Raw genomic sequence first — 12,319 nt, 5'->3', positions numbered from 1 at the left:
AACGATTGATAGGTGTCACATATGACTTTTACGCCAATAATGTTTGCTCGCCACAGCCAAGCTGAGACCCCAGCAGACAACGTGCTACAAGCTAATAGCGATACTGCCATTATGGATTTTAGTGGCACTGAAGCAATCCCATTTTTAACGGCTATTTTAGGTCTTGATATTAATAAGCTAACCGCCAGCGGTTTAGGCTTACGTAGTTCATTAGACGATGACCTAACAAGCAGCTACGCTTATGCCCTGTATTACTTTAACGAAACTGCATTTCGTTTTGTATTAGGTAAAGATGCCAGCGTGCAATTACAGTCGCTTATTAATGAGCAACAACTACGTTACGACATTGATTATGTAATGCGTGACGACTTAAGCGCGCTAACCCTAAGTGGTGAGCAAGCGTTTGATGCCTTGGTCGACAGCTTTAAGCTAACGCCGGGACTGCGTTTATCAGACATGCGCAGTTGTTATGGTGCACAAAGCGGTGAGGTATTTATTACCGCCATAGATAACCAAGCAACACAGCAATTTCAGTTGGTGGCGCGCCAAGCAGAGCTTGATAAATGGCAAACGCACTTGCAGCAGCTCGGCTTTGATTTAGCCTTAGCCAACGTTGCTTAAAAGATAAAATTTTTAAAACAGCTACGCACTTGGGTGTTTAGCTGTTTTTTAGTTACAAAATCGCAATTTGGGTGTGACAACTGTGCAACTAATGTATAATCGCCGCCCATGTTATTCCCCCTCATTAAATTGAGGCCACGCCCCACAACTTGTGGGTTAATTTAAAAGTGAAGGAATATTATGACTTCTAAAACAGTTTTACATGCTAAGCACCTTGAAGCTGGCGCAAAAATGGTTGATTTCCACGGTTGGGAAATGCCAATCAACTACGGCTCACAAATCGAAGAGCATAATGCGGTTCGCACAGATGCAGGTATGTTTGACGTATCTCACATGACTATTGTCGATATTCAAGGCGAGCAAGCGCAAGCGTTCTTACGTAAGCTAGTTGCAAACGACGTTGCTAAGTTAACTGTACCAGGTAAAGCACTTTACACAGGTATGCTTAACGAAGAAGGCGGCGTAATCGACGACCTAATCATCTACTTCTTCTCAGAAACGAACTACCGTTTAGTAGTTAACTCAGCAACACGTGAAAAAGATTTAGCGCATTTAGCTAAAGTTTCGGCTGATTTCGCCGTAACGGTTACTGAGCGTCCAGAGTTTGCAATGATTGCCGTTCAAGGCCCTAACGCACGTGCTAAAACAGCAACAGTACTTAACGCAGAGCAACAAGCTGCTGTTGAAGGTATGAAGCCTTTCTTTGGTGTGCAAGCAGGTGATTTATTTATTGCGACAACAGGCTATACTGGCGAAGATGGTTATGAAATCGTAGTACCTAACGATCAAGCTGCTGATTTATGGCAACAACTTCTAGACGCAGGCGTAGCGCCAGCAGGTCTAGGTGCACGTGATACGTTACGTCTTGAAGCGGGTATGAACCTTTACGGCCTAGATATGGACGAAAGTGTTTCTCCACTTGCTGCAAACATGGCGTGGACAATCGCATGGGAGCCAGAAGATCGTAAGTTTATCGGTCGTGAAGTATTAGAACAGCAACGCGCTGACAAGAGCACAGACAAACTAGTTGGTTTAGTGCTTGAAGAAAAAGGCGTATTGCGTAGCGGTTTAAAAGTCATCGTTGAAGGTGGTGAAGGGGTGATTACCTCTGGTACATTCTCACCAACCCTTGGTCACAGTGTTGCGCTAGCACGCGTTCCGCGTTCAACTGGCGAAACAGCCCAAGTAGAGATGCGTAAAAAACTGGTTAACGTTAAGGTTGTTAAACCTTGCTTTGTACGTAACGGCAAATCAGTTATCTAAACTATAAAAAATTTGGTGTTATCACCCAATATAAACCAAAGGAACAAAAAGATGAGCAATATCCCAAGCGAATTAAAATATGCTACTTCACACGAGTGGGTTCGCGACGAAGGTGACGGTACGTTTACTGTAGGTATCACTGAGCACGCACAAGAACTTCTTGGCGACATGGTATTCGTTGAATTACCAGAAGTAGGTGATGAAGTTGACGCGGGTGAAGACTGCGCAGTAGCTGAGTCTGTAAAAGCAGCATCAGACATCTACGCACCAATCGGCGGTGAAATCGTTGCAATCAACGAAGAGCTTGAAGATTCGCCTGAAACAGTAAATAACGACCCTTACACTGACGGTTGGTTATTCCGTATCAAAGCATCTGACACATCAGAGCTTGATAACCTGTTAGACGCTGAAGGCTACGCTAACACAATCGACGAAGACTAATTAATTAGTCACGCCGACTAAAAGCCCCTCATAAGTGGGGCTTTTATGATTTTATAGCTTACTTTTCCATACGCTGTAAGTTACTGAATCAACCTGTTTTTAAGTTATTGCCAGTTACCCATTGGCAGTAACCACTTTTTTTTGGATCATAGGAATCTGGACAAATGTCAAACGCCAAATCTCTTGAACAATTAGAGCAAAAGCAAGATTTTATTCGCCGTCACATTGGGCCAAGCCCAGCGCAAGTAAGCGACATGCTGAGCGCTCTTGGAGTATCGAGTGTTGAAGAGCTGATCGGTCAAACGGTACCTGCAAGCATTCGCTTAGAGCAAGGTTTATCAATTGGCGAAAGCCGCACTGAAGTTGAAACACTAAGCTACTTAAAATCAGTAGCAAGCAAAAACAAAGTGTTCAAATCATACATCGGTCAAGGCTACCACCCAACTCATGTACCACACGTAATTTTACGTAACGTACTTGAGAACCCAGGCTGGTACACTGCGTATACACCATACCAACCAGAGATTGCACAAGGTCGTTTAGAATCATTATTAAACTTCCAGACTATGACCCTAGACCTAACTGGTCTTGATTTAGCAAGCGCGTCATTACTTGACGAGTCAACGGCTGCTGCAGAAGCAATGGGCCTTGCAAAGCGTGTTGCTAAAGCTAAAAAAGCTAACATCTTCTTCATTGCTGATGACGTACACACACAAACAATCGACGTTGTTGCTACACGTGCAGACCAGTTTGGTTTTGAAGTGGTTGTTGGTCCTGCAAGCGAAGCGGCTAACCATGAGATTTTTGGTGCATTATTCCAATACCCATCAACAACCGGTGAAATCACTGACGTAACTGACCTAATCGCACAAGTACAAGACAAAAAAGCGATTGCCTGTGTTGCTGCAGACATCATGAGCTTATTAATGCTTAAAGCACCAGGTAAACTAGGTGCAGACGTAGTACTTGGTTCAGCACAGCGTTTTGGTGTACCTATGGGTTACGGTGGTCCACACGCTGCATTCTTCGCAACACGTGACAAGTACAAGCGTTCACTACCAGGTCGTATTATCGGTGTTTCTAAAGACCGTTTAGGTAACGACGCACTACGTATGGCAATGCAAACACGTGAACAACACATTCGTCGTGAAAAAGCCAACTCAAACATCTGTACAGCGCAAGTATTACTAGCGAACATGGCAGCGTTCTACGCGGTTTACCACGGTCCACAGGGCCTTAAAACTATCGCTGAGCGTATCCACCGTTTTGCTGACATCTTAGCAGCAGGTTTAAAAGCGAAAGGCGTAAACCTTAAGCACGACACATGGTTCGATACACTGACTGTTGTTGCAGATAACAAAGACGAAATCGTTGCACGTGCAGTAGCAAACGGCGTTAACTTTGCGTCTAACCGCGCCGGTGAATACTCAATTTCTGTATCAGAAACAACAACCCGTGCAGACGTAGCTGAGTTATTCGACATCATCTTAGGTGAAGATCACGGCCTTAGCGTTGACGCACTAGCAAACGAAATCGAAGTAAACGGCAGCAACTCAATTCCTGCAAGCCTAGTACGCGATGACGAAATTTTAACGCACCCTAACTTCAACTCGTACCACAGCGAGACTGAAATGCTGCGTTACATCAAGCGCCTAGAGAACAAAGACTTAGCGCTTAACCACTCAATGATCTCATTAGGTTCATGTACAATGAAACTTAATGCGACAGCTGAGATGATCCCAATCACTTGGCCTGAGTTTGCAAACTTACACCCATTCTGCCCACTTGATCAGGCAGCGGGTTACCAAATCATGATGACTGAGTTACATGATTGGTTAGTAAACATCACAGGTTACGATGCAGTTTCACTACAACCTAACTCAGGTGCACAAGGTGAATACGCAGGCTTAATCGCGATTCGTAAATACCACGAGTCACGCGGTGAAGGTCACCGTAACGTATGTTTGATCCCAAGTTCAGCGCACGGTACAAACCCAGCGTCTGCACAAATGGCAAGCATGAAAATCGTGGTTGTTGACTGTGATAAAAACGGTAACGTTGATATGGCAGACCTTAAAGCGAAAGCCGAAGAGGTATCTGAAAACCTATCTTGTATCATGATCACTTACCCATCTACACACGGTGTTTACGAAGAAACAATTCGTGAAATCTGTGACATCGTGCATGAGCACGGCGGTCAAGTGTACATGGACGGCGCAAACATGAACGCGCAAGTAGGTGTTACAAGCCCAGGTTCAATTGGTTCTGACGTATCGCACCTTAACCTACACAAAACATTCTGTATTCCACACGGTGGTGGTGGTCCAGGTGTTGGCCCTATCGGTGTTAAATCTCACCTAGCGCCATTTATGCCTAACCACAGCGTAATTAATGTTGCTGGCACAAACATCGGTAACGGTGCGGTTTCTGCTGCTCCTTACGGCTCTGCAGCTATTTTACCAATCTCGTGGGCATACATTGCCATGATGGGCTCTGAAGGCTTAAAACAAGCAACAGAAATGGCTATCGTGAACGCTAACTACTTATCTGAGAAGCTAAGCGAGCACTTCCCAATTTTATACCGTGGCCGTAACAACCGCGTTGCGCACGAATGCATTGTTGACCTACGCCCACTTAAAGAGCAAACAGGCATCACTGAAATGGACGTAGCTAAACGTCTACAAGACTACGGTTTCCATTCACCAACTATGTCATTCCCAGTAGCTGGCACACTAATGATTGAGCCAACTGAGTCTGAGTCTAAAGTTGAGATCGACCGTTTCATCGAAGCAATGGTGTCAATCAAGTCAGAAATCGACCGTATCGCATCTGGCGAATGGTCAATTGAAAACAACCCGCTAGTGTTTGCACCGCACACACAAGCAGACGTACTAGGCAATGAGTGGGATCGTGCATACGACCGTTTCTACGCTGCATTCCCAGTACCAAGCGTAGCAAAAGACAAATTCTGGCCTACAGTAACCCGTATCGACGACGTATACGGCGACCGTAACCTAGTTTGTTCATGCCCAGCGGTTGAGACATACCGTGACTAAGGTTTGATTTGATAACGACAATTGAAGTTGGAAACCACGTAATCGAAGTTGGAAACTGCAATTGAAGTTGGAAACTAACTAAGTATAGAAGGCGAACCGAATGGTTCGCCTTTTTGCTATCTTATAATTTATATTTGAGTAACTGATAGGTACTCTCTTTATTTTTATGTGTTTCAAATGCACGTAAATTTTGTTAGTTGTATTAAATTATATAAATTTCTATCTATTATTTAAGTCAAGGAAAGTATTATGGCTCCAAATCATGTCGAGCATTCAAGGGACTGGTCGAAGATTAAATCTCTTTTGGAGCTATCCACACGAGCCTCAACTGATTCGCAGAAATTCTACAGTTTAGAGCAGCAGAAAGAAGCTGAAGATTTAGCAAAGTTTCTAATGCGCTCATCACTTACGACAGAACCTCTAGATAGAGACTGTGTTTCAGCGCTTCTCAATGGAACTAAGTTATGGGAGCGGAATGGCAAGCTTGTATCTATTAGCAAAGGAATAGAAATTGAATATTTAGAAGAGTGCTGCCTTGTAATGTTCGAGGCTGATTGCCTTTTACTTACCTGTAACTTAGAAAATCACCTTGAGCAGCACGTCGATGACTCTCTAGTTCCTGTAATAGAAACACTCAAAACTTTACAACATATTCAACGTGGTCAGGAAGGCTACAAAAAGCCCAATCTCTTTATTTCAGAAGAAATATGGAACAGAGAATTCACTAGTACTTCCCTGTTACTCTCCTATGTTGAAAAAGAAGATAACTCGTATATTTTCAACGGAAGAAACCATAATCTTAACCTATTAGTCAGTACCTTTTTATGGCAGAAATTACTTTCTAACTCGACTAGCTCTAAGGAAGCCTTCGAACAGTGGCTACGTATCATGCGTTTTACAAACAGTGCCGCTTTACCTGTTCTTAAATATGTGACTTCAAAATCAGAGTACGAAGCATACACAGTCGAACTGCAAAAACACTTATTAAATCTTCCTGTCCCTAAAGATTTAGCCCGTTCAATATCAAACAGTAACCATTTTTCTGACGTTGTTAGCAATTACACTCAAACGCTAAAATTAACCATATCGATTGGAGGTTCACGAACTGAGGGGGAATCTAATAACGCTGATGAATGTGTGAAGCAACCTCGAAAAAACGCGGTTAAAAAGGACTCTTTGCCTTCATTCAACTCTCACTCATTAAGTCAAGTTAGTAAAAATGAGTTTTCTCAGATACAAGAGAATTTGGAAAGCAGGACTTATTACGAAAGAGTTGGATACTTTTATGGTTGGTTAATTTCTGATTTTTTAGAGGAAAGCATTGATGTCGATAACCATTCATTATTTTACCCTCATACACTGACAGAACTGATTGAATTTTCGTTGGAACACCCTTTACTTAAGCATCTGCTTTTCTGTGAATTATTTCGATTTAAAATATTACCTAAATATTTTTGTCTTCTCCTATCTAGAATAGACACATGCAACTTCGCAATGTTTTGGTTTGCCCATTTCTATTATGACATTTCAAATCAGATTGAAAGTCGAGATATTATGGAAGCATTAGAAGTTTATATCTCGAAAAGATATGCAGAAACGAACTCTGACAATAGTGATTGTAATGAAGAGTTTCTTGATATCGTTCTTGTTTTAACTGACAAGCTAGGTCTATATAGAGATAACTTTAAAGATTCAATCTACCTCACCCTATTTGATAACATTTTAAAGCATCAAGAGCCTAATAAAATACTATCAATGATTGATGTTATTGAAAGAGTAGAGTTAAGCGAACATTTTTATCCGACTCCAACAATTTTTAAGCTCCGCAATCACGCATACTTCTTGTTATGGTGGTTATATGATTTTATCGATAGAAATTCACTTGATACTGTTCAGGAATACATAAGTAAATTAATTCACCTTATTACTAATGAGCTTGAGCAAGACTTGAGATTGAACCTAGAAGACAAAAAATCAAACCTTGATGCTTCAAACCTTATTAGTCAATTCCCTTGGCATAAATTGGTCATTGGAGATAACGGAGAACGGTTATTGTCGATTTCTAAAAGGCATAAAACCGATTGGTCATCTGCTTTGTTGTGGACAAGCGATTCTCAGTTCAGCGCCAAACGTGCTATTTGCTGTTACTTTCAAATACTGATGGCTATTGCAAACCATGACTCTTGCCAACATTTAAGTCAACTGCATAAAAGAAACATGTCTATCGTTGAATATTTAGGCTTTGGTACTAACGAAAGAGATGGCTTGTTTCGCAATATCGGAATAGGTACTTACGAGCTTTGGCCTGATTTCTGTGTCTATATAAACAAAATCGATGACTCAGACTTCGAAAACTTTCTTGATTTAAATGACGAGACCCTAACAAACTCACAGCTTTTCCAATTGCTAGAGGCTTGTATTCATCCTGCAAGAAAAGAGCTTATTAAATCAGCAATTACAAAACTCGCAATAGACAATATTGATAAGAGTTCTTTGAGTGACTTAGAAAGAACATTCGTATCAGCATACCAAGCATCTGAGTTTGACCTTGCACTAACCGTTCTTAAACAAGCTAGTCATGAGTTGAATGAAGGTAGATTCAAAGAAGAAAAACACCATATTTTTACTGATAAACGTCAATTGATAAAGTGTTATCAATACAAGTTAGACGTTACTTTAATGGCTATTAATCAAAGCGAATCTGACCCAGATTTTCAATCACATGTTAACAGCATTCCCATTCCATTTTTATTATCAGAGAGAAAGCTTTACAGCGAATGTGAGCACTTTAGACGCTACTACATAGCATATTATCTGATTGAACGTGATACTCCAAAGAGCATTCTTATTCTGAAACGATTGGTCGAAGATACTAAGAACCCAGAACATATCTTAATGTTGTTACATGCTTATCTTGCTAACCATCATGAAGCTTCAAATATAACGTTGATTCGGGGTACTTTAGCAAAAGTAGAACAGGCGGCAGAAGCACAATGGTCTATTATTCCAAGTTACCCATTGCCGTGGATATCTGGAATACTGCATGCTTACCTAACGATTGATGACATCAATTCAATGAGGAGAACATGGGAACTACTGAGTTCAACTCAAAAAGTCCTCCCTCAGTTACTTACACCTTATTGTGAGTTGCTGCTTAAGCATAACTTGGTGAAAGAAGCAGATATCGCTTTTTCATCTTATACGAGTTTCTTAGGTCAAAACGAAGCCCTACCAGACGAATTAGATAAAATAAACGACGTTATAATGAACGCTTTTGCGAAGGAGTCACGTGCTACGGAGTACATCGATCGTATTGCTGAAAAGAATCAAAGAAGTCCTGAGCAACTAGCAAATAGCTTTAAACTGATTAACGGCAGCGATGTCAAAACATATGTGAAGATAACAAATAACAGTTCTGTTGAAGAGTATTTAGTTGAAACAGTTTCTTCAGTCTCTAAAGAATTACTTAGCCGCAGCAAAAATATTTACATACCTGTCAAAGATGAGGAATCCTTATCTGGATATTCTAGTCAGCCAGCAAACGAAGACCGAATTAATCAATGGTTTTGTAGTCTTTTTAATATGAGAGAAAAATGCTCTCCACTTCACATTTCGGATCAAAGTCAAATAGGCAGTTCATCTTCAGGTAAAAGCTATGGTGAGGTGGATGGTGTCATAGTAGATAATAATAAAAGTAGACGTATTGCGTTATTTGAAGCGTTTCGCCTTCTTAAATGGGGTACTACCGATATCAATGAGCATATGGATAAGTTGGCGGGGTATGATCAAGAGGGCTTTAATACGATATTTGTTGTCGTATATGCATTCGATAAAGATTTTGTCACCCTATTGGATAAGTATAAGAACCACATAAAACAACGTCAGCACAAAGGTTTTACCAAACCAAATGGTTATGCTCTTGAAACTGTAAATGCTGAAGATTCAGATACCTTTTGGATGGGGAAAGAAGAACTTCAGCGTGGTAACGTTACTGTTTCAATTTATCACGTCGTCATTAGCTTTTACTGTGAAAAAGATATTGAAGCATAAATAAGTGTAATGTGTGAAGACGAATCAGTTTGGCCTCAATACTTCCTAGTAAAACTATGAAATGACTTTTATCTAGATTACCTGCTTTGACTAATAAGATTGTTCAGAATGGGGGCGTTTCTAATGTAGATTCTCAGGGTGGAAAATGTCTATTTCGTTTGTAGGTGTTGGAACATATTAGCTTAATAGTAATTTAAATATTTTTATTGATACGCTCCAATCAATGGGCTAGAGTAGTCATAGGTAGCGTATCGCTACTCCTAAAAACTCAAATTTTATAAAACGTATGATTGTTTGCATATTGCAGACGCTCTCTAAGAGCTAATGGGAAGGAATTTCCGACAGCCTCCATCAACATACAGTTGAGATGGACGGTAGACTTGGTCATAGTATTGTGTACTAATATTCATCGTTTATTTGAAGTTTTTAGGGCACAATACTTGCGCTCTATAGTATGAGTTGGCCAATGTCTATACTGATGAAATGGAGTTATGTCAGTTGCCCTTGAATAATAAATATAATTTTAAATACATCATAAATAGTGGTCCTATTAAATCGATTCAAGATCTGTGTGAGAAAGTTTTAGATATTCCGATCAGCGAGTTATATAAGGCGCTGAGTATTGCAGAAGAAGAACGTTACCAAAGAGCAAGTGTTCCCAAAAAAGACGGGACAATCAGAGTCGTTTATAACCCACACTACTTGATAAGAAAAATCCAAAGAAAGATAAATAGTCGAATTTTCAACCCTAAAGTAAAGTTAGGAAAAAATCCTGGCGTTATAAAGTGGCCTCCCTACATTTTTGGCTGTATACCAACTCAATACCAAGAGGTCGATGAGGGTGAATTAATCACTGACTCTAGAGACTATATAGCGTGTGCTAAAAAGCATTGCTTATCAAAAAGCATTTTAAAAATCGATATATCTAACTTTTTTGATAACGTTCATAAGAGTATCGTAGAAGATATTTTCAAAGAACTGCTTAAATACCCTGATGATGTAGCAGAAGTGCTTGCGGATATATGCTGTAAAGGTGAGCATTTAGTGCAGGGAGGGTTAACTTCTAGCTATTTGGCCAGCTTGGCTTTATGGGATGTAGAGCCTGAGGTGGTAAAAAGGCTAAATAATAAGGGCCTCAAGTACACAAGATTGATAGACGATATTACGGTATCTTCGAAAAAACAAAACTTTCAATTTGACCTTGTTAAAGATGTAATCGTTAATATGTTACATAACAAGGACCTACCAGTAAACAATAGTAAAACAGAAGTATCTTATGCATCGACTAAACCTCTAATTGTGCATGGCTTAAGGGTAAACTTTAAAGAACCTCGTTTACCAAGTGATGAAGTTTCAAGAATAAGAGCTAATGTTCACAATGTAGAAAAGTTGGCAAAAGAACGGCATTACAGAACAATACATCCTTATCGAAAAGACTTTAACCGTTGTATGGGAAGAGTAAATAAGCTCAAGCGATTAGGTCACAATGCACATAAGCCTTTACTTAAAAGACTTCAGGCTATATTACCTCTTCCATCGAAGTTAGATATAAGTAGATGTGAAAAAATGATCACTCGATTAGAGGCCGATTTTGATAAAGGGAAAGGTAACACTATATGGTACTGGAGACGTTATAATCGGGCATCTCAACGGCTTATCGTATTAAAAAGAACATTTATACATCAAGCTTTAGACTTCAGAGAAAGGTTAAAAAATGTTAAGCCGACAGTCGTTTAAAAAAAACTCAGTATTTGTACTTGTTGTTATTCTGACCTTAACATTATTGTTCGGCGTGAGCTTATCATTCCTTTTCTTTACAGAAGCATACCCTGAAGGCGGCTTAACTTTTTGCTTTACGAATGAATGTTATGACTACTTCAAAAATAGCTTTAAATCTAGTCTTGAAGTCCTGAATGTTACATTAAAGATTTTGGTGTCTCTCACTACTATTGGAGGTATTTTTATTGCTGTAAAAAGCTATTATTCAAACCAATACTCCTCATCCATTGCGAACCATATATCAAATACGAAGACATTTTCCGATTTTATAAAAGAAGAGGTAGGTAAGTTAAATTTAGTTTCAGAATATTCAGTTAGTTCTTACCTCTGGTATAACAATATTTTTCCAAATTCAAAGAGAGGGAATTTAGAAATTTCAAAAAGATATTTTGAAGCAATAAATGATATTAATCAGGTGATTAAAAAATCAAACTCAATATACAGTTCTTCCGAGAAGCCTGATTTTAGTTATCTTAAACATCAGACCAAAATGATAGAAGCTCTGGCTGTGATAGGAATAAACCTAGAAAGGCTTAATAGAAATGACTTCTATGAATGTGAGTCACAGGTAATTGACTTGATTGAGCTCACAAATGTTGAGTTTTGTGGACTGGCGGATAAAACAATGAGTCTTGATAAACGTAAATATATATAAATTTATTGATATTTGGAGGCAACATTATGAATTATTTAATTTAACCATCAAGTTTTACAACCATATAAGTTAATCAATACGTTATATATTCTTAGTGTATACGGGTATAGCCCTAACTTGCTTTGAAAAATGCTCAACTCACTACATAACCAACCAATCATTGTAATGAAACATCTACCACAAAATGAAACCTAGCGAAGGTTGAGTATACAGCAACTCCTATTCAGGCTAGTTCAGTAATTTGTCTACAGTTGAATTGCGGTAAAGAAGTTAAATTTGCGATCGGGTTTGCTTCTTACACGGTAATTTTCTTGTTAAATTGCAGTATTAATATATTCTTTATGAATACCTTATTTCTTTTGGTTATATAAATACTATATTTAAATATAAGCGGCTGTTAATAATTGTTTTTCAAGTCTTTGATTTTACAAAAGCTCAAAAATTGACCACTTTA

The 12,319-nt window shown here is 39.3% G+C and carries 7 protein-coding genes; all 7 read left to right on the top strand.

The annotated features are described in order from the left end of the window. Positions 1 to 21 precede the first annotated feature (21 nt). The 7 genes from AN213_RS07140 to AN213_RS07110 all read left to right on the top strand — a co-directional run bounded on the left by AN213_RS07140 (position 22) and on the right by AN213_RS07110 (position 11,865). Entirely contained in the window at positions 22 to 621 is a 600-nt protein-coding gene (locus AN213_RS07140) for a hypothetical protein (protein ID WP_054560756.1), read from the top strand. 180 nt (positions 622 to 801) lie between these two features. Continuing rightward, the gene (gcvT, locus tag AN213_RS07135) at positions 802 to 1,884 is read left to right on the top strand and encodes a glycine cleavage system aminomethyltransferase GcvT (RefSeq protein WP_054560755.1); all 1,083 of its coding nucleotides are present in this window, start codon (positions 802 to 804) and stop codon (positions 1,882 to 1,884) included. A gap of 51 nt (positions 1,885 to 1,935) precedes the next feature. Then, complete coding sequence (gcvH, locus tag AN213_RS07130; protein ID WP_054551324.1) at positions 1,936 to 2,325, top strand: glycine cleavage system protein GcvH; 390 nt, start codon at positions 1,936 to 1,938, stop codon at positions 2,323 to 2,325. Positions 2,326 to 2,489: 164 nt separating this feature from the next. Then, positions 2,490 to 5,381 (top strand): aminomethyl-transferring glycine dehydrogenase, encoded by a 2,892-nt coding sequence (gene gcvP, locus AN213_RS07125; RefSeq protein ID WP_055198115.1) that lies wholly within the window; start codon positions 2,490 to 2,492, stop codon positions 5,379 to 5,381. Positions 5,382 to 5,630: 249 nt separating this feature from the next. Next, positions 5,631 to 9,431 (top strand): hypothetical protein, encoded by a 3,801-nt coding sequence (locus tag AN213_RS07120; protein WP_055198113.1) that lies wholly within the window; start codon positions 5,631 to 5,633, stop codon positions 9,429 to 9,431. Between the two features lie 459 nt (positions 9,432 to 9,890). Next, entirely contained in the window at positions 9,891 to 11,168 is a 1,278-nt protein-coding gene (locus tag AN213_RS07115) for a reverse transcriptase family protein (RefSeq protein WP_236702901.1), read from the top strand. Then, the gene (locus AN213_RS07110) at positions 11,146 to 11,865 is read left to right on the top strand and encodes a retron Ec48 family effector membrane protein (protein ID WP_055198109.1); all 720 of its coding nucleotides are present in this window, start codon (positions 11,146 to 11,148) and stop codon (positions 11,863 to 11,865) included. The genes AN213_RS07115 and AN213_RS07110 overlap by 23 nt, the downstream gene beginning before the upstream one ends. The last annotated feature ends 454 nt before the right edge of the window (positions 11,866 to 12,319 follow it).

This window comes from Pseudoalteromonas sp. P1-8 (assembly GCF_001399985.1).
GTDB lineage: Bacteria > Pseudomonadota > Gammaproteobacteria > Enterobacterales > Alteromonadaceae > Pseudoalteromonas.
Note: the sequence above shows the minus strand (reverse complement) of the source record. Positions and strands in the feature narration are given on the sequence as shown.

What these genes read in the sequence shown, in the direction of transcription:
- AN213_RS07120 (WP_055198113.1), top strand. Translation starts at nt 5,631, where the DNA reads ATGGCTCCAAATCATGTCGAGCATTCAAGGGACTGGTCGAAGATTAAA.
- AN213_RS07110 (WP_055198109.1), top strand. Translation starts at nt 11,146, where the DNA reads ATGTTAAGCCGACAGTCGTTTAAAAAAAACTCAGTATTTGTACTTGTT.
- gcvP (WP_055198115.1), top strand. Translation starts at nt 2,490, where the DNA reads ATGTCAAACGCCAAATCTCTTGAACAATTAGAGCAAAAGCAAGATTTT.
- gcvH (WP_054551324.1), top strand. Translation starts at nt 1,936, where the DNA reads ATGAGCAATATCCCAAGCGAATTAAAATATGCTACTTCACACGAGTGG.
- AN213_RS07140 (WP_054560756.1), top strand. Translation starts at nt 22, where the DNA reads ATGACTTTTACGCCAATAATGTTTGCTCGCCACAGCCAAGCTGAGACC.
- gcvT (WP_054560755.1), top strand. Translation starts at nt 802, where the DNA reads ATGACTTCTAAAACAGTTTTACATGCTAAGCACCTTGAAGCTGGCGCA.